Origin of the sequence: Paraburkholderia kirstenboschensis (assembly GCF_904848585.1) — a bacterium.
GTDB lineage: Bacteria > Pseudomonadota > Gammaproteobacteria > Burkholderiales > Burkholderiaceae > Paraburkholderia > Paraburkholderia kirstenboschensis.
In genome coordinates this window covers 1-22,897 of the sequence record NZ_CAJHCR010000035.1, presented here as the reverse complement: position 1 = coordinate 22,897, position 22,897 = coordinate 1, and the positions used below count along the sequence as shown (strand labels likewise).

The window sequence follows — 22,897 nt, the reverse complement described above, 5'->3', positions numbered from 1 at the left end:
AGCTCAATGCCGTGGCAAGACGATTGAACGAGCGTCCGAGAAAGACGCTGGGCTACGAAACGCCTGCCGAACGGTTCCAGCAAACTATTGCATCGACCGGTTGAATCCGCCGTGACGAGTAGCCGTTCAAGGCAGGCGTCCTGACAACGAGTGGCTGGCCTAGTTGGAATCGATGCCGTTCTTCGTCGGCGACGTGCAGTGAAATGAACCGTTTCCAATCATGCACGCACTGTGGCCATACTGCAATGACAGGTCCACGGATGCTCCGCGGAGGCCTCCTCGCTTCGCAGCGCTCGAGATGGTACGCGCCCCCGATGCCTCTTGATGGGGCAATCGTTAAGCCGAGCTTTTTAAAATTTTGCGCCAGTCCGTTCGCTTCTGCTTTCAGTAGGATTCACAGGCTTCGCAAGAGCCGGTCTCGAGCCTGCGACTCTTCGCGGTGGTCAACCCAAGCCGTTTCAGTAGCTCTCTCCCTTTCAATGTCGTTACCAGACCGCCGTGACCGGAAGCGGCAGGCAACAACTTCACCAGGTCCGCGAGCTGAAGAGTGAGTGCGTCCGGGTCGCTGTGGGCAACCTGCCCAGGCGCGTTATGCACGACAAATAGCGTTGCTATCTCGTGCGGGCTAAGAAGGTTTTTCATTGATACCTCGACTTGCGGAGTCTCAGGAAGCGGCAGCATGGGAGCGACAACTGAATGGCACGCTTTTGTTCCTGGTTCACGCTATCCGCATCTTGTGACAGTTAGGCTGACGAAGAACCAACCTCCGACGTTTCGGCGGACCATAACGTGGTACTGGCGCGTTTGACAGACTTGAACACCGCGGGTTGGTCCTGTCCGGATGTCTGCGTCTCGAAAGGCCGCCCAGTCAACCAGCAATCCGCCGAGCATGGTTGCGCAGGCTCTGGACTCGGGGCTAGCGAAGCCAATGGGCCGTCGCCGGATACGAGTGGTAAGTGCCACCGTGTTTTTGCATCCGCAAACAAGGATTTGTCAGCGCCCAGGCAAGCCCGACAGCATTCCGGCTTTGTCCCTCGCTCTAGTCAAGAATTCCGTCACTCTGGCCGTTAACCCTTCGGTCTGTTGGACCCGAGGCCATGTATGGTACCGCCGCAACTGAATCGTGTAACAAGCGGCCCGTCGAGGCAACGCAACGCAGCGAGCGAAATCAAAGCGTATTTCTATAGCGTTATCGAACATGTTGTCGACGTACGGATGGAAGTCGACGCTACGGTCGACTTCGTTGTCACGAAGTCCTCATCGGATGCAAAGTGGGTTTTCAACGCACGGCTAATAAGCGGCTGCTTGCACGACTCGAAAAGTTGCGTTGCTCTGCATCAAAGAAGAGCCGTAATACGCCTTGCAATCTACAAGCGGCAACGAACGCGGCAGTCCAAGTCGGGACAGTGTGCATGTTTGCTGGAACCGAAAACGGTATATACTGTTTATATCGTTAGCGCTGTGGAGACCTACATGAACGTCCCGAACGTCAAGAAGCCAACAAAGAAGGCTTTTCATTTCCCGAAGAGCGCGAAAGGCAAAAGAGCGGCCGTTCCGGAAGCGCCACCCGAGCAGCCTGCAGAAGTCGAACCCGCTCCGGGCAAAAAGGGCACTAAGGAGCAGCGCGTTTCCGCTGCGAAGGCACAAGAAGCCGCTCCTGACGAGGCGAAGGGCAAGCGTACAAAGAAAGAGAAAGTCGTGCGCAACAGCTTTACTATGCCGAAATCCGACTACGAGAAGATTGCTGCTTTAAAGCAGAAGTGTCTCGATGCTGGAGTCTCTGTCAAGAAAAGTGAGCTTCTGCGAGCAGGGTTACTCATGCTTGAATTTGCGGCACCGAAGCGACTTCTGGCCGCAGTGTCGGCGGTAGAGGCGGTGAAGACGGGGCGGCCGGCGAAGGGTTAATCGGAGAACCCTGCTGCGCGATTGCGCGGTAGATGACGAGCCTCAACCCAAAGATGGTGCCCCCCGCGTTGGACGATAAGTCTTGCTTCCGATTTTGACCTCGGACCCGGCTGGCTTTGGCTCGCCCATCCAGCTGCGGGCGCCTCGATGGTCAATCGTGTCAGGGCACGCATTGCAAGCAATGCTTCGCGTCCGCCGTGACGAGTGTCCTGAATCGCCGATGTTATGTTGTGGGGGAACGACCTGGCAAGTTGTCGACGACTCAGTTAGCTTGCGTCCAGCCGAGCATTGGTCGCAAGTAGCTCAACGATTGCTTTAGTCGACACGCTAGTTGCGAGACCTCGAATGTCTGGCACTTTGCCCAGCAGCAACGCACGATTTCATTGCTTGGCACCGGCGACTGACCATGCTCAAGCTGCCCTATGAACACTTGTGGCGGGTTCGGGTGCCAGCAAAATCAGACATGTACTTGATGGCCGCCGTGCGTAGGAGCGTTCCTTCGAACGGCTTGCGCACGGCGGCCTCCTCAAGTGTTTCATTAGTCTCTGGCTCGCCTCCGGGAAGCGACTGCCTGCCCTGCTCTCTACTTACCAGGAGAAGATATACATGCATTCGGTCAGGTTCGCCTTCATGCCCGGCGCCATCTCGCGCACCACCGGCTCGGCTATCAGGTGGAACTCCTGCCAGCCATTTTTCATCCGCCACTGCAGCGTCAAACTGTTCAACGCGGTGACGCGGGTACACGGATGGAGGCCGGGTGACGAAAAGACATTCAAGGTGCTTCCGTATTCAGGGCCACTCAGTCGGCCCATCTGGTGGCTGTCAGGAATCGAAACCTCGACAGTGCCGCACTGCCATTTGTCCGGGTCCCCAGCCTATCCTTACGTGAATTCCCTCTGCCTCTGATTTCCTCACGAACGCCTGATTCCCTTCATCGGTCGAATTCAGCCGGCCAGGTATAGGACCGATATAGTTCGCCCACTGTACCGAATGCAAGCGCAGGCTTCAGCGTCGCGCCGGGAAGCGCCTGCATAATCCAGTCGTAGGTATCAATCTCCGACACGGGTTATCCCACACCTTGTGACAAATCGATGTGACAAGACACCACGTAGCCCAGAAACAACTTCCTCACCTTTTGATGCGAACGCCGTCTCCGCTCTTTTGTGCTGTCACGGAAGTGCAAGACTGGCCCGGCAGAATCCCGGACAAAATCAAGGATGTCCGTAACGGGGTAGGTGCGTGACCAAAAAATATAGGGTGCTGTTTCTCTGCCGGGAGAATTCCGCACGCAGCATCATCGCCGAGGCACTGCTTCGGGAACTCGCAGGCCATCGGTTCGAAGCATTCAGCGCCGGGGCCGAGCCTGCAGCACGCGTTCATCCACTCGCCCTGGCACAACTGCGTCCCGGCATCTCCGACCTCGACCTGCTTAGTCCTAAAAGCTGGCTTGAATTCACGAGCGAGTGGGCGCCGCAGATGAACCTTGTCATCGCCATGGATGGCTGCGGAGAGGAGTACCACGCGCCTGTGTTTCCGGGTGCGCCGCCCTTTTTCAGGTGGAATTTTGCAGACCCGCTCGCGGAAGGTATGACTCAGGCCGAGTGTGCGCGCTCGTTCGAAACGGTTTTCTGGCAGATATTGCACCGTGTCTCGCTCTTCGTGGAATTGCCGGGATACGCGGCCGCGCCGGAGCCTGTAACGGCCGTCAAGCCCGACTCCCGCGGAAACGAGGTCGCGTGCGACAGATAGCCGGGCACTGCCGGCGCCCTTCAGATTTTCGCGGTAGGTCGTGCGCGAGTGCGCGGTCCGACTTTCGTAGCACGGTCGACGTGTCGCGAAACGCCCGGGCAATCCAGGGGTGCCAATCGCCAATCTCTTCCCGCGTCACCGCTCCCACGCGGCCTGTTGGAGGTGCCAGCCCACGTGAGCTGAGAATAGGGGCAGGTACCTGCGCCCGTCGCGGAAGAATTCTTGTCATTTACGTCATTATCCCGGTCGGGCGGCGTAAGCGGGGTAATGTATGGCGAAGATGAAAGACAATCGCGCGGCTAGCCGCCAGACGGTGGGGCAAAGTCAGGGTAATGGGCACGACAGGGACATCCTGAGCGGAAAGGCTGTTCGCAGAGCAGTTACATCCGTGGTGGTCACTATCATCCTTTTGGCGATTGCGTTTAGCACGTTTCTGGCGATGCGCCAGACGCGCGAGCAGGACAACTCGTTGCGAACGCTACAAGCTTCGGCGCGTCTGAAACAGGACCTCGACGAGGTTCAGCAGATGATGCTCGACGAACATGGGCAGCTTTACACACTGGTCGGAACCCGTGCGTTCTACAAGCGTGCGGCCTATATCTTTCCCCTGTCGGCGCTCCTCGACCTGACATCCGACGCGCGCGGAGGGTGCCGCGGGAGTGAAGCGTGCCTTTCCCGGCTCGACGACCTGGACAGGATGATTCGAATGCTGGCAAACCATAGCAATGCGCTGGCGATACGTGCGACATTGCATCCGGGGAGTGTTGGGCTGACCGACCCCGCATTGAGCGAAATTGACGCCTACTTCTACGCCGCTCTCGAGGAGGTCGTTGATACCACGATGGTGGCCGATGCCGCCATCGGCACCACCGTCGGCAAGTCCTCTTCCGACGCCAAATGGGTCGCAGATGCTGTGCTCGTCTGCGGCACGACGGCGGCCGCCCTGCTGCTTGTGCTCATGCGCTGGAACTCGCTTATCTCGGACCGGTTAAGAGCGACCCTGCACTCCGCCGATAGGGCTCGGGCGAAGTACCAGCGGTTCTTTGACGAACATCCGTTGCCTATCTGGATATTTGATAATGCTTCCCTGGGGATTGTTGCTGTCAACGCCGCCGCGCTACGTGCATTCGGCTATTCAGAACCCGAGTTCGTGACCATGTCGATGCGGGATGTGCGTCCAGCAGATGAACTCGGCCGCCTGAAAGAAACTCGCGAATCGAAACCCGAGGCGGTCTACGGCGAAACTCAGTCAATCGGCGTGTGGGTGTATCAGACGAAAGCGGGTGAACGTCGCTCGATGGACGTCCACCATCTGAATGTTGAATTCGAGGGCTCTCCGTCCACGATGGCCGTCATGTTGGACGTCACCGCCGAGGCGACGGCCAGGGCAGAGCTGTTCAAGTCGAAGCAGACCCTCGAGTATGTACTCGACCATATTCCGCAGGGCATCGCATGGAAGGACGCAGACCATCGCTACGCGGGTGGCAACGAGATTTATGCGCGCGACGCAGGGCTACCATCCCGAAGCGCCCTGATTGGCCTGACTGACGGAGATTTGCGATGGGGAGACGACCCACAGGAGGTAAGGGACGAAGATGTACGCGTGATGCGTGGCGAACTGACAAAGAGGTACTTTGAGCGTGCGGCGGTTGCCGTCGATGGTTCAAAAGTCTGGATTTCAGAAACCAAGCTGCCGCTGGAAGACCAGAGCGGCAACATCACCGGCGTGCTCACCGCATACGAAAACATCACGGCCCGGCGTGATGCCCATCGGGCTCTGCGTCTGCAGGGCAGGGCTATAGACGCGAGCATTAACGGAATCCTCATTGCAGAGCTGCAGAACAACCGCCATGTCGTGACGTTCATCAATCCGGCCTTCGAGCGTATAACCGGGTATTCGCCCGCAGACGTAGTGGGTGCCGACTGCGAAACGCTCTTCGGGATGGCAGGTGAAGCGCAGAAGTGGGAGAGCGTTCGTCATGCAATGGACAGCAACTCTGAAGCGAATGTGACGTTGTTCTGCACGCGCAAGAGCGGCGAGCGCTTCTGGGCCAACGTTCTGGTCGCCCCGGTGCGCGACGGGAACCGGGAGGTCACTCACCATGTTGGCGTGATGAGCGACGTCACTGCCCTGGTCGAATATCAGACGCGCCTGCAGCATCAGGCCAGATACGATGGACTGACTGACCTTCCCAATCGTACACTGCTTGACGAGCACCTGACGGATGCGATTCGGCGCGCTATCAGGAGCGATGGCCAGGTATCGGTGCTCTTCCTCGACCTCGACCGGTTCAAGGTGGTCAATGATTCGCTCGGGCATCGCGTCGGCGACGCGCTGCTGGCGTGTGTCGCCAAACGACTGCAGCAACTGGTGCGCTCCAGTGACCTGGTCGCGCGTTACGGCGGAGACGAGTTCATCATCGTTGTTGAGCCCTCGAGGGACGGACAACTGATATCCATGCTGGACAGACTGATTGCAGGGGTAGCAGAGCCATTTCAAGTGGGCGAACGGGAGTTGTATGTGGAAGCCAGTATCGGCGTCAGTACGTATCCGCAGGATGGTGAGGATGGCGACACGTTGATAAGGAATGCGGACGCAGCTATGTATCTGGCGAAGGCGAATGGACGCAACAGCTACCAGTTTTACCGGCCGGAATTGAACCGCGCGGCTGCCGAGGAGTTACAGCTTTCAAGTCGTTTGAAGCGCGCGGTGAAGAATCAGGGCCTGCACGTGGCCTATCAGCCCCAAATCGACATGTTGACGGGCCGCGTCAAGGGTGTCGAGGCGCTGCTGCGTTGGCACGACGCAGAGCTTGGCGCTGTATCACCTGCCGTATTCGTCCCGGTCGCCGAACAAACTGGATTGATTCAGGGCATCGGCGAATGGGTGCTTCGCACAGCGTGCCGGCAGGCCAGCCGATGGCGCGACGCGGGGCTGGCGCAAATCCGGGTATCGGTCAACGTTTCGCCGCTTCAGTTGGAGCATTCGGACATGTTGAGCATCGTTCGCTCGGCGCTGGAAGAGGCCGACTGGCCTGCGGAAATGCTTGAGCTCAAAGTGACAGAAGGCGCGCTAATGCGCAATACCGAGGCGGTAGCCTGTGTGTTGCGAGGCCTGCGCGAGCTTGGGGTCAAAATCGCGATTGACGACTTTGGTACCGGTTACTCGAGCTTGAGCTATCTGAAACGCTTCAGTATCGACCGCATCAAGATTGACCGCGCGTTCATCCATGAAATCGGTCGCGACAATGAATACGAGGCGTTGACGCTTGCCGTCATCGCCATCGCCAACGCCCTGAAATTCGATGTCGTTGCGGAAGGCGTGGAGCTCGACATTCATCGACGCTTTCTGGTTGAGCACGGCTGCCTCGAAGGACAGGGGTTTCTGTACAGCCCCGCTGTCTCTGAAGATGCCATCGCGGAGATGCTTGGCCCGATGTTGCGTGGCGCAACTGGTGCGCAGGCAACTGTCGGAACTGACTTCTGTTCGTGACCGCGCCGTCTGTTTTCGCTAGATGACGTGGCCTGGGCGATTAGAAATAGCGTTCGATTGGCTTTAATCCGCCCGTCGAAGAGCCGGCGTCTTAAGCCGGAGTGTCAAGGGGAAAGACAGCAAGCGGGCTCTTGGGGGTAACCGGCGATATAGAAGCTATCAACGGATTTTTTTGCCTCGCGCTTGGCGGTCGCGGCAAGCGAAGCAATGGAATCGCTATCCGTATCGAGGTCCGCAGCAACCGGCACTACGCCTACGGCGATGGTGACGAAAGGATAAAAGCGCAGGTCGCCGTGGCGGTCCTCGCCATGTATTCCTCCCGCCTCGATATCGGCGGACGTATAAAGTTGCCGCGCACTCTGATTGAAGCGCTGCATTGCGGCGCGAATCCGCAGTTCCCAATCCTCGCTCTGGTAAAAGATGAGGAAGTCATCGCCGCCCACATGACCGAGAAAATCCCGGCATGGATTGCATGCATCACTGAGGATGGATGCCGCGAGCTTCAGCATTTCATCGCCCTTCCAGTATCCATACTGGTCGTTGAAGGGCTTGAAATTGTTCAGGTCGCAATAGCACGCATGAAATGGTGCTCCGCGCTCTACCAGGCGCTTGATGTGCATGTCAATTGGAATATTGCCGGGCAGTGACGTCAGCGGATTAGCGTACCTCGCTGCTTCAATACGAACTTCCGTGACAGCGCGTACCAGCGCCTCCCCGGTAGCCAGACCAACATATCGCCCGTTTTCGACGACGACCAGTCCGTCCGCGAGATAACGCTGGTCGTCGCCGGTCAACAGTTCAGCCAGTTCCTGCATTGTGGCGGTTTTTTCGACCAGCACGGGCGACATGTCGGCAAAAGCTGCGCAGCTCTTCCTGCCGAAAATTTCCCGGTAGAAGGGACGCGCGTAGGCATTAACAAAGGCGCGTCGATTGACCAGTCCGACCGGCCGTCGTTCATCGACAATGGCAATCGCATGCAGGTCCGGACAATTCGTAAGCACATCGAGGACATCATCGTTCGTCGCCGCTGGCGACAGCGTTGGCGCGGCGATGACGAGCTTGCTAGCGGAAAACACACGGGGAGACCCCACCATGGACTCGGGAAACACCGTTATCGCACTGTCATGAATTGCTGAAAGCGCAGCGTCTTCGAGCCGTTCGTCCGGTTGGAAATTCGGCCTGCCGAGAAAAAATCCCTGACCATATTCAATGCGCAGGTCACGACAGACCATCAGGTCTTCTGCGTCTTCGAGACCCTCTGCTATGAGTTGCACCCGTCCCGCTTCCGCGAGTTGGCGCAACGAGCGCAGCGCCTGGAAACGAAAAGGCGACGTGCTCGCTTCACCAATAATCGAATGGTCGATTTTAATGTAGTCTGGTTCCAGGCCTATCCAGAGACCGAGGTTCGAGGTACCCGAGCCGTAATCGTCGAGAGCCAATTGCAATCCAGATTCGCGCAAAAGGCTAACGGCCGACCTGAGGGACCCGAGGTCGCCTACGGCAGACTGCCCTGTCAACTCGATGACCATCCGGTCAGGGCTGAACTGCAGGGACCGCAAAAAGGCCAGAATTTCCTCCGCGCAGGTGGCGAGTTCCCGGACGGCAGCCGCACTGAAGTTCACGAACAGTTTGCCTGGCAACCGGGTTTGACTGAACGCCGTCAGGGACAGGCGCGCGGCGAAACGCTCCAGACGAACCATACAACCTTCGCGCTGAGCAAGTCCGAATAGTGCAGCAGGACTCTCCAGCGCTGACTGAGCGGGACCACGAAGCAGCGCCTCGAACGCGATGACGTCACCCGACGCGAGCATCCCGATAGGCTGGAACGCTGGTCGGAGGAGCTGCCCTTTGATGCACTCAGCAATCGATACGGTCATTTCATCCACCCATCGAAGTACATCCGCCCAGAAGGGGCGGTTTTCAACGTCCGGAGCCAAGGTCGCCGCGAAAAAATCGTCGATGCGTAACACGAGCATTCCTCGTCGGCATCGTTCAACGCGCTCAGCACCATTCGCATATCCGCACTGCGCCACTCGCACCTAGAGACACCGATGAGAGCTTCTCGTGCGCCCCGACGATGGAATCCGCCATTCTCAACGAGCGGTCGCTGCACGAAGAAGCCTGTGCAGCGAAGCATGAACAAGCACCAGTTGCTGTTTCCCACCAGAACTGCGGGTCTGGAGGTGCTCTTTGTCGTCGGTTCCCCGTCAGTCGGATGACCCAGCGTTGCGTCAGATGCGAAACGTCTGAACGGCCTGTCTCAACTGTTGGGCCTGAATATCCAGAGCATTCGCGGCACTGACACTGTCCTGAACCAGAGCCGAGTTTTGCTGGGTCATGTGGTCCATGAGTGAAACAGCTGCATTGATTTGGTCGATGCCCGCGCCTTGTTCGCGAGAGGCGTGCGCAATTGCGTCGACGAGATCTGACACGCCTGTAACGGAGCCAAGAAGTTCTACGATAGTTTCGCCGGCAACCTTTACGGCGGTTCCGCTTGAATCCACCTCCGTCGTCACATCTCTAATCAGCGCTGCAATTTCCTTCGCAGCCTTCGAACTGCGCTCCGCAAGGCCGCGCACCTCCTGCGCAACAACAGCAAATCCACGGCCCTGAGTACCAGCGCGCGCCGCTTCGACCGCCGCGTTCAGTGCAAGCAGATTGGTCTGGAAAGAAATGCCTTCGATGACGGACGTGATTTCCCGTATCTGAGCGGAACGTTGGGCGAGACTTTGCATCCGACTGACTGCGTCCGCAGCCGCGCGGTCGCCTTCGCGCGCCTTGTCCGAAGCCTTGCTTGCAAGTTCGCGCGCCTGGCGCGCGTGGTCGGCATTCGCCTTGACGGTTGATGCAAGCTGTTCCATGCTCGCTGAAGTTTGTTCGATACTTGCAGCCTGCTCTTCAGTCCGGCTGGCAAGTGCGGTGTTGCCCGCGCTGATACCGGAAGTAGTAGTCGCGATGGTATCCGTCGACGACTGAATGCCGCCAATCATCGATGCCAATCTCGAACGCATCAGGCTCATTGCGTACATGACACTGTGTGTGTCGCCATTCTTGACGGGAACGACGATGGACAAATCGCCCTCCGAGACCCGATGCGCGATACTGGCCGCGACACTTGGCTCGCCCCCCAGCTGCAGGAAGAGCATACGTGCCATTGAAGTGCACAGAAGGGCCACAATGCCGACGCCGATGGCGATGGACGCGGCAACGACCCATTGCACAGCGCGACTGCTGTTCATCGCACGGTCGTACTCTCGCTGAGCAGCGGCCAGTTGAAGTTCGCGCAGCTGTGCTCCTTCAGCCTTCACGGCCGAAGCCGTAGGTTCGATGGTTTGCGTCACCACCCACTGCGCTTCTGACAGGTTGTTTGCCTGCAGCAACTGCGCAACGGGCGTGAATCCCTTGTCGCGGAGCGTCCGCCAGTTGGACACGAATTGTGCGGCAAGCTTTTTCTCGTCGCCGACCAGCTGATAGCTCAAAAAACTGTCGATGAGATGGTCAATTTTCTCGACTCGGCGCGCTGTTGCGTCTGTCACTGCCTGAGTTTTCGCGGCTGAAGGGTCGAGGACTGCGTCACTCACAGAGAAATGCGTCTCCCCCACGAGCTCATCTATTGCCGATATGGTCTGGAGTGCTTTTGCTCTGCCCTCGAAGACGTTTTTCAGGGCGTTCGTTCCCTGCGTCATGCCAAAAAGTCCTGCAACTCCAACGGCAATGAGGATAGCGGCGACGGCCATCGTCACAATCAGGAGGCGGCTTTTTACGGTGAGTTTGCTCATGGCGGGGGGCTGCATGCTTCGCATTCGGTGAGCGGGTGCTAGCACACGCGGGTTGATACGGGACTTGTGGCGGAGAGCAGCCATTAACGCGGCGTGCGTCTTGTTTACGGCCGCCGCCGCATGAAATTCAGTGAATGTTTTGTGACGCAATGCGCGGCTTTAGTGCGTAACAACGACGTCAGTTCTGTGGGGCTGGATAGCGACGCTCGACTCGGCGTCTTGAGCACACCTGTACGAAGCGCTGCAAAGCGAAGACAGGTCAGCTGGCGCGGAGCGCACGACCTCGTCGGCGTCATGGCCGCGGTGGGCATCGGGGAGGACGACGCATCCATGTCAACTGCGTAGGCTATTTTTGACAATCGCGCATGAGCGGGGGCTCCTTGCGCTGCTCATCCCCCGAGGGCCTCCCTGTCATAGCCGGTTTACGCAAAAGCTTGTGCTGACAGCTGCCGGTCGAGATACTTGCCGCGTTCATCACCGCGAACTGCCGGTAGAGGGCCTTTATCGATGAAGTTAATGCCGGTTTTACCAGGCGCAGAGGTCCGTCTTGCCTGGGTTGCAGAATGAGGCGCGCCCCATACCATCTGACGACGATGTCCTTATGTTGCTCGTCAACGGCATATGTCAATCTGTGACGACGTCGCCGAGCGCTCATACATCGTCAAGACCTCACTGGCTCCCAGCATCGCGGCGCTTGCCGTTGCCGACCTGGTCGCCATCGAATCCACGTCGTCGCCATCTGGATAGCGAGAACTGAACTCTGCGTGCATTCGCCTGAGCAAGGCGATATAGCCGTGTCCGAGCCCCTTTCCTAACAGACGACTCGCCGCCGCGTTCGCCTCGTCCCACAACAGTTCGAACCTTCCGCTTGCCTCACTGAATGAGAGTCGGGTCGCCAGCAGCTCCTTGAAGTCGGCTGCAATTTGGGTCACGGGGCGGGTTTGGTTCGCCTGACCAGTTTCCTTCGATGTCATGTCTTGCAATAAAGGTGAAGCGCCACGCGTCCAGAGGATTGGCGGCGCGAATCAAAAAAGTGGCCCAGCAGAGCATCAGGGCCACGCTCCTTCAAAGGCCTGTGACCTGCTCGCAGGATGTTAAAACCTTGCGCCCGACACGAAGCGCCTGAACCTGCGGACGTCTGCGAAGAAGGGATGTCACGGCTGAAAAAAACATCCCTGGAATTCTCTCAAGACTTTATCGCCAGAATATGACGGAGGCGTTCTACGGTTCAGAAATGCAACGTCCTGTTTTTTTGTCGCGTCGATTCTAACCCGTGACGCACGAAATGCTTCTGCATTGGTAAATTGCATGGACTTCCAGACAAAGCCAGGCCTTGAGCGACTTGTGTTCAGCGAGCCCGTCTGATTGCGAAAGAGCGCGGACGGCTTGGTCATCAGGCAAGTTCGGCGGGCGACATTGAGTCGGCACAAGATGCACGCATGCATCCCACCGCCCAGGAGCGGGAAAGCGGCGGGCGGGTATCGGTAATGCGGGGTGAGCAACCTGGCGCTGCTCGCCTCAACGACATCTTGAAGACAGAGGCTCGGATGCTCGAGGGCTTCTTACGCAAAAGACTCGTCAAACGCGCGTCTTGCGACGTATGCCTTTCGCGCTCAAACGTTTGGACGCGAATGTGCCATGACTGGATTCGAATGATGCCAAAGGACGGTCGCGGAATACGAGGAGGTCTGGTGCGTTCGAGGCAGTGCCTGGAACTGCTGCTGTACATGGCAGTCCTCGCTTGGACCGGAGCATGGGCGAGTGGCATTGAATGCACGGCAACCCGCCGACCAGCGGAGCGCGTCATCTGTGACCATGCCATTCCCAACTACGAGCACGACAATGCCGTCGCTCAGCCGCAGGCGCTGCTCCGCGGCGGAAAGCTTGCCGCGCGACTCGCCCATTGGAGGCAATCTTGGAACGACTGTACCGACATCCGCTGCATTGACACGTCGCTCGGGAAACGAAAAACCAAAACTAAAGCCGTTGAATCGAAGACCGCGGCTGCGCCCGCTGCCGACACGGCTTCCGAATCAGAACCGGCTCCTGTTGCAGCTGCATCTAGTGCAGACGCTGTTATGTCAGACGGCGCCAGTCTTTCTGCATCTGCAGCATCGCCACCGTCTGGGGCCTCGCAGGCGCGTCAAGGCAGTGAGGCTGGCGCCACGCAGCCGCAACCTGCTGCGAGTAACGCCCTGTCACCACGGGTCAACTCCTCCGCAAACAGCGTGAACGAATCTAGCCGCGTAAGTGGACTGACCGGTGTGCTAGCAGCGCTGATTGTTATCGCAATCGTACTCAGCGTATTCATCATCCGCCGAAACAAGGCGCTGGGGATAACCACCAATTACCGACGGGCGCGCGGCAAGAAGAGGCGTTGACTGGATTGTCCGCCAACTCTAATCGACTTCCCGCGCGCGTTAATCGAAGAATCTGGGAGTTGAACTGGTTCTTCTCGAGGGGGCAAAACCACTGGCTGCCAATGCGTTCGAGCAAGCGCTTCCGGAACTAACGCGACACCCATACTAAATTCGACCATGGTAACGACCGTTTGCCACACCCGTGCCTCATGTCGAATCTTCGGGCTGAAGCCAGCTTCCACACGTCGCAATAATCTGATCGCCCCGATAAAGAAACGAACGACGGCGCGCAGCGGCCCGTGCGGTCGTTGCGCTGGGGCACCACCGAACCAGGAGGGAGACATGGGACATTCCGTATCCGCCGCGCCCGACGCCGACGGGGTCGGTGAGCCCGGTCCGCACCGGAAGGCCCTCCCGGCGCTTGCGCTTGCCGCGCTCGGCGTCGTCTACGTCGACATCGGCACGAGCCCGCTCTACACCCTGTCCACGGTGTTCGCTCCAGGCAACGGGCTGCCGCTTAACGCATTCAATATCGTCGGCATCGTCTCATTGATCTTCTGGTCGTTGATGGTGGTCGTCTCGCTCAAATACGTCGTGCTGATCCTGCGCGCGAACAACCACGGTGAAGGCGGCATCATGGCGCTGCTCGCACTCGCCGCTTCGTCGGTCGCGACACGCCCGCGGCTACGCCGCGCGCTGCTCATCGTCGGGGTGATGGGTGCTGCGCTCTTTTTCGGCGACAGCGTGATCACGTCGGCGATCTCCGTGCTGAGCGCCGTCGAGGGCCTCGGGGTCGCGGCGCCGGGGCTGAAGACGTATGTGATTCCGGTCACGCTGGCAGCGCTCATCGCACTCTTCGTCATGCAAAAGCACGGCACGAGCGGCATTGGCGCAGTGTTCGGGCCGGTGATGGTAGCGTGGTTCGTCGTGGTCGGCATCGCGGGGCTCGTCAATATTGCCGCGGCGCCGGTCATTCTGGTTGCACTCAATCCGCTGCAAGGGCTCGGCTTTTGCCTGCATCATCGCTGGCTTGCGTTTGTCGCGCTCGGCGCCGTCGTGCTGTCGCTGACAGGTGCCGAAGCGCTGTACGCTGACATGGGCCATTTCGGCAAGCGGCCGATTCGCGCCACCTGGTTCGGCATCGTGTTCCCGTCGCTCGTACTCAATTACCTCGGTCAGGGAGCGCTGCTGCTCGTCAATCCCGGCGCGCTGTCGAACCCGTTCTATCGGCTTTTTCCGCAATGGGCGATCTTCCCGATGATCGTGCTCGCGACGATCTCGACGGTCATCGCGTCGCAGGCCGTGATCTCCGGCACTTACTCGATGACGAAGCAGGCGATGCAGCTCTCCTTTTTGCCACGGATGAACGTCGTCCACACGTCGGAGCAGGAAATCGGCAGATCTACGTGCCCGGCATTAACTGGACACTGCTCGCCGCCGTGATCGCCGCGGTGCTCGGCTTCGGCTCGTCGACAGCGCTCGGCTCCGCATACGGCATCGCGGTCACCGGCACGATGCTGATCACGACGTTCCTGACTTTCTTCGTCGTCCGGTACGCATGGCATCACAACTGGCTGCTGTGCGTATTCGCAACCGCGTTCTTCTTCGTGATCGATGCGATGTTCTTTTCTGCGAACCTGCTGAACATTGTCGAGGGTGGCTGGTTCCCGCTCGTGACCGGCGCGGTGGTGTTCACGATCATGGCGACCTGGGGCCGCGGCTTGGGAAATGATGGTGGCCGAAGCACGCGTGCGCGCCGGCAAGACGCCGCTCAAACCCTACCTGACATCGCTGCTCGAACGCTCGCCGGTGCGTGTGGGCGGCACCGCGATTTTCCTGACGCCGCATCCGGAGGCGGTGCCGCATGCGCTCGTCAACGGGCTGCTACCAGGTGACGATTGTCTACGGGTTCAAGGACGAAGTCGATCTGCCGCAGACGCTCGTAACGTGCAAGCCAGCAGGGCTCGCGTTCGAGCCGTCGGAAACGTCGTGGTTCCTGAGCCGCGCGGCGCTCGTGCCGAAGCCCGGCCGTGGAATGGCGCTATGGCGCGAACGGCTTTTCGCGGTGATGCTGCATAACGTCGGCAATGTCGCCGCCTTCTTCAAGCTGCCGGCCAACCGTGTGATCGAAGTCGGCGCGCGGGTCGAGATCTAGGCCACGGGAATCGTCACGATCGGCGCTTTCGACGTGCCGCTCCGCGCGGAATATCTGCGTCGCGCCAACGGTCGATGCCCGTGAGCGGCCGCTTTCGGCAATTCTGAGTGACCGCAGAGGGTGGTTCGCGATATTGAACTGGTCGTTGCTGCGCGCGCGGTTTCAATCGGAATCGGATACGGCAGTCTTGCGACTTCAGAGCCTTGTGGAACCGTCACCGCAGCATTAGCAATGTCGCTCGGCCGGCGTTGTGACCTGGCGTTTTCACGACCAGCCTGAATCCTTCGGTACAAGTCTGCTAGCGGCCCATTCGTGAGGGCAATCCAAGCGCAACGGGGGCGCCATATGCGGACTCGGTTCAGAGTCAGCGCGCGGCCAACAACGGTCGTCCGACCGTGCGCTCTCGTGGACATTGAGACGTCGGCTCCGCCCAGACACCGGACTTGGTGGTTGGGACATGTCGCCTGTTTGCAGCAAATAGCTGGAAAAAGGGGAGCCCGCGCATTGTCGGCAGGCGACTCGGCTGGGTCGCCGGATGGAAAAGAAGCCCGTCCATCGGGACTGGCCCTACTGCCTGGAGTTGCGCGGAGAAAGTCGCGTCGGCGAAAGTATCAGCGGACTCTCGCTCCGCATTCACTGCGCCATGACCGCCGTTTCGTCTGAACGCGCGACGAGAGTCCAGACACATCTGGACCCGACCTCTGAATCAGGCTGTATCGGTCGTGCCCGGATGAATTTGCGCCGGCGCGTGCTTTGCCGGCGCGCACTGCTCCTGTGCCCTTACACAGGATTGAACCGTTCCGCGTTAGGCTTCGTTAGAAGCGGGTCAGGATGCCGACAGCACCCATCACCTGATTGCTCGTCGCGGAGTTACCGCCGGCGTTGTACATCACTGCGGTGTTCTTGCCGCCGATCGCGTGCTGGTACATCGCTTCACCGTAAATTTCCGTGCGCTTCGACAGCGAGTAGCGCGCAATCGCGTTGACCTGGTTCCACTTCGGATCGGAGCTGAAATTCGACCTGCTCACACCGTTCAGATGACCGTTCGTGAAAGTATCCATCAGGCCGAGAGACAGCGCTGGCGTGAGTGCGTACTTGACGTTCAGTTCGTAGTTGTCGAAGTGAGTCGAACCGTTCGTCGGCGTCAGGCCGAACGCGGACGTGTTCTGGTACTGGCTGTGCGTGTAGACGAAGTTCACCGCCGCCGGGCCGAACGTATAGCCGACGCCTGCACCGAACGTGCGCTGCACATCCGCCGTCAGGTTGCCGCCGCCCGCGGTCGTCTTGAACTCGCTCGGGTCAGCCGCAACGCTCTGATTGACTGCTCCTGCAGGGGTACTCGCCGCCGCCGAGCCGTTGATCTGAAGGTAGGCCGCAGCCAGTCGCAGCGGGCCGTTGTTGTAGCTCGCGCCGGCACTGTATGCACGATCGACGGCGAAGCTGGTGCTGTTGCTGAACGCGTACATGCCGCCGAACTTGAAGCCGGCGTAGTCGACGCTGGCGAATTTCACGGAGTTGCTGAAGCGGACAGTATGTTGCAGGTTGTCGTTGTCGTACACGTGCGCGAAGCCCGAGTCGCCGAACGTGCCCGCCGTGCCGGACAGCGGCGCGACGAAGTCAACCATCGAGTCATACTGGCGGCCCATCGTGAAGGTGCCGTATTGATTGGTGCTCAGGCCGACGTACGCTTGACGGCCGAACATGCGACCACCCTGACCGAGCGTACCGTTGTTGACGTTGAAGCCGTTTTCGAGCACGAAAATAGCCTTCAGGCCACCACCGAGATCTTCCGCGCCGCGCAGGCCGAACCGGCTACCGCTGATATTGCCGCTTGCCAGCGCCACGCGTGAGCTCCCATGGCTGGGGGCGCCATTCTGAACATTGTTCGTGTACGCGATGCCCGCGTCGATCAGCCCGTAGAGCGTGACCGAACTCTGTGCATGGGCGGCCGATGCGGCAAGCGCGGATACGGCGAGGGCAATGGAGATTTTCTTCATAAATTTACCTGGCTCTGGTGGCGACAAGGGTGAGACACCGCGCGAGTATAGAAAAGCGCGCCGTCAAACAAAGCCTTTCCGGCAGATGTAACACTATTGCGATAAACGAAATAATTTGTCACAAACTCGAAACAATCGAGGCGCGACGCCGCTTGGCGGGGTCCGTAAGACAGAAAGAATGGCAACCGCCTGCAAATCCCAGTGGGACTGGCGCAACGCCAGCCGTCCCCGGGGCGACTGGAAGAGATGCGCCGTGCGAGACATGCCCCGCGTGTCTCCTGGTGCGATCGATGATTTCCGCTGCCCTCAGTGGCGGCTGTGGAGACACAAAAACGTCACATCCTGCACTTAAGGTGCAGACCTCCGCAGCCCATCAAAACATGCAAGGAATCTGGATATGAAGCTCAAGCAACTTGCCGTTGCTCTGTGCGCACTTTGCGCCGCCACCGCACATGCTGCCGATATTACCGGCGCAGGCAGTACCTTTGCTGCGCCGATTTACACGAAGTGGGCGGACGCCTTTCAGAAGGCCGGCGGCGGCAAGGTCAACTATCAGGGTATCGGTTCGTCGGGCGGCGTAAAACAGATTATCGCGAAGACGGTCGATTTCGCTGGCACGGACGCTCCGCTGAAGGACGAAGATCTCGCGAAGGAAGGTCTGTTCCAGTTCCCGACGGTCGTCGGTGGCGTGGTACCCGTCATCAACGTGCCGGGCGTGAAGGCCGGTGAAATGACACTGACGGGCGAGGTGCTCGGCGACATCTACCTGGGCAAGATCAGGAAGTGGAACGACGCGGCAATCGTCGCGCTGAACCCGAAGGTCAAGCTGCCGGACACCGATATCGCCGTGGTTCGCCGCGCCGATGGTTCGGGCACCAGCTTCGTCTGGACGAACTACCTGTCGAAGGTCAACGCGAACTGGAAGTCGAAGGTCGGCGAAGGCTCAACGGTTAGCTGGCCGACGGGTACGGGCGGCAAGGGCAACGACGGCGTAGCAGCTTTCGTGCAGCGTCTGCCCGGCGCGATCGGCTACGTTGAGTGGGCGTACGCGAAGCAGAACCACATGACCTACGTCGACATGAAGAATTCGACAGGGGCGGTGGTCGAGCCGAAAACGGAAACGTTCAGGGCCGCAGCTGCTGGCGCAGACTGGTCGAAGTCGTTCTACCAGATCCTGACGAACGAGCCGGGCAAGAACGCATGGCCGATCGTCGCCGCAACGTTCGTGCTGGTACACACGACGCAGGACAAGCCGGAGCAGGGTAAGGAAACCCTTAAGTTCTTTGACTGGGCGTTCAGGAACGGCACACAGGCAGCGAACGAACTTGATTACATCCCGCTACCGGAATCGGTTGTGTCGGAAATCCGTGCGCAATGGAAGGCGAAGGTGAAGGACGCGTCGGGTAAGTCGGTGGCCGAATAAGTCACCGGACCATCAGGCGACGCCGTTGAGATGGGCCATCCGGGTCACACGCGCCCGGATGCGTTCCGGCCGTGCGGTCAAATGCTGATACCGACGCCTATGGATGTCCCAGTGCTTTGGGTACGGAGGGCGAGCCAGACCAAAGTCAGAGATCGGCGGCCGATAGCGTTATCCGTTCGTCGGTGCGGGGAATTGCTTTCTGCTCGACGGCCTGCAGAATCTTGCGCTTGCCAAGCTCGAAAGCAAGTATCAGTTGTTTTGCGGTCTCGTTTGCAGCGCCGAGTTTTTCACAAACCGTTTCAGCAGGGAGCGCAAAGGCGCAGTATCCCCAACCGAAGCCGTAGGCGGAAAACCAGAGTGTCCAGTCGACGGTAAGAAGCGGTGCCGTAAGATTCGTATTGGGCTGGTTCATGGCTGTCACTTCCTGACCGATAGGGGTGGATTTCAATTTGCGCATGGCGGACTTACAGAAGTCCTTCCCCAGCGGCCTCGATGGCGAGTCGCTCGGGGGGTCGCTATCGGCCAGGTTGATCAACGCTTGCTCCCCGTCCGTGCGGGCAGCGTCCGCAACCGGGAAAGTGCTTTCACTGAAAGCAATGAGCTTGAACCCGCTCCCCCTTGCGCGCGGGACGGTGATGCCCCAATGCCAGCCTCCGGCTTGCTCGAAGACATGCAATACGGGGGCAGTTGGCGTGCATGTCTCGGAAGTTGTCACGGCACGTTCTCCTGTCATATCGCGACCGCCGGAGGACGATTGCAGATGCTCTGCCTTCAGGCTACCGCTTTCTTGGTGCGCCGCAATATCTCGACCGTGGTAAAAACGTCAAATCATGAAGCGTCACAATTTTGAAATGATTCGCCTCACGTAGAGATGTGCGAACATCAATTGACGAGCTTTTGATCTGACATGATTCACGGGGGCTGTATGGCTAGCCATTCGCTCATCTGGGCCGCGGTGCCGCACAATAGTGACGGCGTCGTCTTCCAGGTTCGCATTGTCCATGGACTTCAGCGTTTCCACGTATCGCGTCGCGCGCTCGAAAATGCGTTTGACCTCGAACCGCGCGCTTCGGACGCGAGACAACTCGAACACTTCTATTTGTATCTGAATCACATCCTGGCTCAAGCCGGCACGAAGTGTTCGATTGTCAGTCCAACTACGGTTCCGCTTCAGGCAACCGATTTCACTTTGACGAGCAAGCAGCAACGCAGGTCAAGTCGGCATGCAATGGCACGAAGCGCCGCATGAACGGCGGCGTTGGATGGGGCATCAGTCGTACTTCTATCGCCCTCATGTTTCGAAAGATCACCGCCTGGGCTTGTGTCCGCCCCGCCCCTCGACGAATCCGTGAAAATGTAGATCGCCAATCGCGCTCGCCCAGGCGTTGACCCAGCAAGTAGCGCGAGCCATTTCGACCGCCGAATCGGCGCGGATAAGACGGGCCATTGCGACACGGAACAGGTGTGTTTTCACGCATCGCAGACCCGTGAAAGGAAGCGAAAGAAACGTAGTGAGATTGAACGCGGTTAGCTCTTGATGGTGACGGAAGGATAGTCGAGCGGCAGCGCACGCGTCTAGGCGGGACTTTCGCGAAGGGCGCTGACGGCCTGGCTTCGGTTGTTCGGTCTCGAGCGCGCCGAAAGTTCGCTCGGGGTCGACAAACGCAGGTGGCGCTCTGGTGGTCTAAGTTTAAGAGCTGGTCGCGATGACGTAGGAAATGCGCTCGGTAGCTGTGTCGTTGCGATAACTTTTCTGTCTCAACACACTCCTTATTCGACTAGACTCCATATCACGAAAGCGCGCTTCACTTTCTGCTGCGCTCCCGTGCCGGTAACGGACCGGCTTTCCGGACGCGTCGAAGGCGGTGGCGAGACCGAGGGGCTCGCGGTGGATCAACTGGCCGATGCTGAACCCCCTTCTCGGATCGGGCGCGTTCCTGTCCGTCAGATGGCCAGGCCTTGATGCACCACTACGTCGCGCTGTGATATTTCCACATCGGCGCCGCAGCGATCTAGGCCGTCAGGTTCCTGGCCGAGCCGCTGCTGGGAGGCAAGCCCGGATGAACGTTGCGCGTCGTCGCAGTCCGTATGGCCTGAAGGCAGCTGCCCGTTGCGCGCCGCTGGTGGTCGCCGCTGGCTTCGCCGCGGCAACCCCAGTACCAACGCCGCCGTGCGGGACACCGCCGGTGCCGGCCTACGCGTCGCTGGGCGCCCAACCCGCGGTGACGATCCTGCGCGCCGAGGAGCTCGATACAGGCGTTTGGCGGCCGTCCTCGTGCACTGGATGGCCTGCCGCGTCCCGCTCACGGGTTGTCGTTGCGGTCGCAGGGCTGGTCCGCGTCGACGACGGTCCCGAGACGCTGTTGGGACGTGCCGGGGCGGTCTCCACCCTGCGCACCGTGCGCTACTGGTCTACGACCGACAAGAAGTGGCGTCCCTTGTTCCTGGATGCTGCAGCGCTGTCCGCCGAGGGCGGAGAGCGGCGGGGTGATTTCCGCCCGTCGGAACTGCAAGCCGGTCGAACCTTATACTACTGGGTGGACGACAGTCGCTCCGGACCCTTGGTGTACCGGGTGCGGGTGCTGGAGCATAGTCCGCACCGGGTGGCGCTGGCCGAGGAAAATGTGTCGCCGGTCCGAGCGTTGGGACTGGTGTTGTTCCAGCCGGCTGCGCTGCAGACGGTGGTGTTCGCACAGCGCCAGACGAACGACGTATGGGGCCTGTACATTCTTGTGCGTATCGACCGGCAAGCCAGCAGTTTCATTGCGAGCGGGCACGAGGGTTCTACGGCGAACCGGGCGCTGGCACTGTTCCGGCACTTGGCCGGCGTGCCGACCGACACCGATCCACCGGCCGTGCGATAACTTGGGTCGTAAGGCGTGATCGTGACCCGAACAATCCCTCCGTCGATACCTCAATCTCCTGCGGCGCCTCGCGTGCAGACGTTTGCGGGCGTGCCGTACGGCCTCGCGATTCGCAGTGAGGTTCGTCTTGGTCGAAAACTGTCAGTGGGATTCCATAATTTGAATTGTCGCAACTGAGTCCCCGCGCCCGACTACGAGCTGGTTCGCACCAAAGGGGGCGTATCGGCCGCTGTTCTTCTGTGTGGCAACACCCGGCCAATGCCGGTGAAAAATAGTGGAGGACACTCCGATTTCATGGGTTGCTTTGTGAGTGGGTATGCAGAGGCATGCGAGCGTATGCGCGCGACGCTGCGCCTGAGAACGGACAGCGTGTGCTGCTTTACATCTGCCCAGAGTGCGGTGATATTGGCTGCGGCGCATATTCGGTCCTCGTGCGGCGCGATCGCGGAATGCTACGTCTGGGAAAATATTGCTTACCAGGTGGGTGGATATGATTCGACGTCACTTGAGGCAGTTGGACCTTTTGTTTTCGAATCAAGCCTGTGTGAAGCCGGTTTGCTAGCTGCGTCAGAATTTGACGGAGCCGAGTAGACAACAGTCGCCATCTCCGGCCCGTGACAGCAGTCATTCGGCTTCGGGTCATACATGTCGGTCCCGATCGGAGGGATTGGCCGCTTACGAGAAGATTGAACGCTCGTTCACGACCCGCGGTCGCGATTCGCGACCTGCACAAGTACCGATGGGGCGGGTCCCCAGGTGTATTCCTTTGCCCCCTTGGGGAAAACTGCGACACGTTGCGCCGCACTGCGCGGGTTGGTTCGCGAAGGTAGACGTCGGTGCGTTCGACATGGCGCCGGCAGACTGGCAGACGCGCTCTTCGCTTTCCACCGGCGGTGATCTAAGCTCACCCGGCGTGCTTCCGGAACAATGGTGATGCCTGCTGCGATCGAGGTCGCGATCGATGGCTCGGCGAGCTGCGTCGAAATCGTCGCCAGTTCGCCGCCACTTATCGGGCGTCGTAGAAGCCGCCGCGTCTCGGCCGATAATAGAGGAAGCCATAACGTCGGCGCTGCGCTCGCTTTTGATACCTCTTGCCGAGTCGACCAATTGTTTTGGGGGAGAACGTGCTTTCCCTCTCTCGTGTCAAACGCTACAAGGCAACGCGGATCGAG

At 59.4% G+C, this 22,897-nt stretch carries 12 protein-coding genes and 3 pseudogenes; 6 read left to right on the top strand and 9 right to left on the bottom strand.

What is annotated here, in order from left to right; genetic code table 11:
- Positions 1 to 384 precede the first annotated feature (384 nt).
- Positions 385 to 642 carry a hypothetical protein gene (locus tag JMY24_RS36855; RefSeq protein ID WP_128597938.1) on the bottom strand — a complete coding sequence of 86 codons (258 nt, stop codon included), beginning with the start codon at positions 640 to 642 and terminating at the stop codon, positions 385 to 387.
- Positions 643 to 1,473: 831 nt separating this feature from the next.
- Between JMY24_RS36855 and JMY24_RS36850 the strand changes: the two genes are divergently transcribed.
- Positions 1,474 to 1,905, top strand: a complete 432-nt coding sequence (locus tag JMY24_RS36850) for a hypothetical protein (RefSeq protein WP_128597937.1) — start codon at positions 1,474 to 1,476, stop codon at positions 1,903 to 1,905.
- A gap of 420 nt (positions 1,906 to 2,325) precedes the next feature.
- Here the strand turns inward: JMY24_RS36850 and JMY24_RS39825 are convergent, their stop codons facing one another.
- On the bottom strand, positions 2,326 to 2,517 hold the full coding sequence (locus JMY24_RS39825) for an NUDIX domain-containing protein (RefSeq protein ID WP_164853811.1): 192 nt from the start codon (positions 2,515 to 2,517) through the stop codon (positions 2,326 to 2,328).
- Positions 2,518 to 2,522: 5 nt separating this feature from the next.
- Positions 2,523 to 2,651 (bottom strand): annotated as a pseudogene (locus JMY24_RS36840) (copper oxidase); the annotation flags it as partial.
- Between the two features lie 493 nt (positions 2,652 to 3,144).
- Here JMY24_RS36840 and JMY24_RS36835 point away from each other — a divergent pair.
- Positions 3,145 to 3,654, top strand: a complete 510-nt coding sequence (locus tag JMY24_RS36835; protein ID WP_201703991.1) for an arsenate reductase ArsC — start codon at positions 3,145 to 3,147, stop codon at positions 3,652 to 3,654.
- Positions 3,655 to 3,925: 271 nt separating this feature from the next.
- Complete coding sequence (locus JMY24_RS36830; RefSeq protein ID WP_201703989.1) at positions 3,926 to 7,147, top strand: sensor domain-containing protein; 3,222 nt, start codon at positions 3,926 to 3,928, stop codon at positions 7,145 to 7,147.
- Positions 7,148 to 7,251: 104 nt separating this feature from the next.
- Here JMY24_RS36830 and JMY24_RS36825 read toward each other — a convergent pair whose 3' ends face one another.
- From JMY24_RS36825 to JMY24_RS39820, 4 genes and pseudogenes are all read right to left on the bottom strand, one after another.
- A complete protein-coding gene (locus JMY24_RS36825) occupies positions 7,252 to 9,117 on the bottom strand; it encodes a GGDEF domain-containing protein (protein WP_236597748.1) in 1,866 nt (621 codons plus the stop codon).
- A gap of 261 nt (positions 9,118 to 9,378) precedes the next feature.
- The gene (locus JMY24_RS36820) at positions 9,379 to 10,926 is read right to left on the bottom strand and encodes a methyl-accepting chemotaxis protein (RefSeq protein WP_201703987.1); all 1,548 of its coding nucleotides are present in this window, start codon (positions 10,924 to 10,926) and stop codon (positions 9,379 to 9,381) included.
- Between the two features lie 611 nt (positions 10,927 to 11,537).
- Positions 11,538 to 11,900 (bottom strand): hypothetical protein, encoded by a 363-nt coding sequence (locus JMY24_RS36815; RefSeq protein WP_193425376.1) that lies wholly within the window; start codon positions 11,898 to 11,900, stop codon positions 11,538 to 11,540.
- Positions 11,901 to 13,419: 1,519 nt separating this feature from the next.
- A pseudogene (locus JMY24_RS39820) lies at positions 13,420 to 13,528 on the bottom strand (LysR family transcriptional regulator); the annotation flags it as partial.
- 100 nt (positions 13,529 to 13,628) lie between these two features.
- Here JMY24_RS39820 and JMY24_RS36810 point away from each other — a divergent pair.
- A pseudogene (locus tag JMY24_RS36810) lies at positions 13,629 to 15,441 on the top strand (potassium transporter Kup).
- Between the two features lie 815 nt (positions 15,442 to 16,256).
- Here JMY24_RS36810 and JMY24_RS36805 read toward each other — a convergent pair.
- The gene (locus tag JMY24_RS36805; RefSeq protein ID WP_128597931.1) at positions 16,257 to 17,438 is read right to left on the bottom strand and encodes a porin; all 1,182 of its coding nucleotides are present in this window, start codon (positions 17,436 to 17,438) and stop codon (positions 16,257 to 16,259) included.
- A 397-nt stretch (positions 17,439 to 17,835) separates the two neighbouring features.
- On the opposite strand from JMY24_RS36805, the gene pstS reads away from it, so the two are divergent.
- Positions 17,836 to 18,861, top strand: coding sequence for a phosphate ABC transporter substrate-binding protein PstS (gene pstS / locus JMY24_RS36800; protein WP_128597930.1), 1,026 nt, complete (start codon positions 17,836 to 17,838; stop codon positions 18,859 to 18,861).
- A 145-nt stretch (positions 18,862 to 19,006) separates the two neighbouring features.
- On the opposite strand, the gene JMY24_RS39070 is transcribed toward pstS, so the two are convergent.
- Entirely contained in the window at positions 19,007 to 19,576 is a 570-nt protein-coding gene (locus JMY24_RS39070) for a hypothetical protein (RefSeq protein ID WP_236597747.1), read from the bottom strand.
- A 1,345-nt stretch (positions 19,577 to 20,921) separates the two neighbouring features.
- On the opposite strand from JMY24_RS39070, the gene JMY24_RS36785 reads away from it, so the two are divergent.
- Positions 20,922 to 21,725, top strand: a complete 804-nt coding sequence (locus JMY24_RS36785) for a DUF6675 family protein (protein ID WP_128597928.1) — start codon at positions 20,922 to 20,924, stop codon at positions 21,723 to 21,725.
- Positions 21,726 to 22,897 lie beyond the last annotated feature (1,172 nt).

Excerpts from the sequence above, each read along its gene's own strand:
- JMY24_RS36855 (WP_128597938.1), bottom strand. The coding sequence starts at position 642 with ATGAAAAACCTTCTTAGCCCGCACGAGATAGCAACGCTATTTGTCGTG.
- JMY24_RS36850 (WP_128597937.1), top strand. The coding sequence starts at position 1,474 with ATGAACGTCCCGAACGTCAAGAAGCCAACAAAGAAGGCTTTTCATTTC.
- JMY24_RS36785 (WP_128597928.1), top strand. The coding sequence starts at position 20,922 with ATGAACGTTGCGCGTCGTCGCAGTCCGTATGGCCTGAAGGCAGCTGCC.
- JMY24_RS36815 (WP_193425376.1), bottom strand. The coding sequence starts at position 11,900 with ATGACATCGAAGGAAACTGGTCAGGCGAACCAAACCCGCCCCGTGACC.
- JMY24_RS36830 (WP_201703989.1), top strand. The coding sequence starts at position 3,926 with ATGGCGAAGATGAAAGACAATCGCGCGGCTAGCCGCCAGACGGTGGGG.
- JMY24_RS36820 (WP_201703987.1), bottom strand. The coding sequence starts at position 10,926 with ATGAGCAAACTCACCGTAAAAAGCCGCCTCCTGATTGTGACGATGGCC.
- JMY24_RS36805 (WP_128597931.1), bottom strand. The coding sequence starts at position 17,438 with ATGAAGAAAATCTCCATTGCCCTCGCCGTATCCGCGCTTGCCGCATCG.
- pstS (WP_128597930.1), top strand. The coding sequence starts at position 17,836 with ATGAAGCTCAAGCAACTTGCCGTTGCTCTGTGCGCACTTTGCGCCGCC.
- JMY24_RS39825 (WP_164853811.1), bottom strand. The coding sequence starts at position 2,517 with ATGCATGTATATCTTCTCCTGGTAAGTAGAGAGCAGGGCAGGCAGTCG.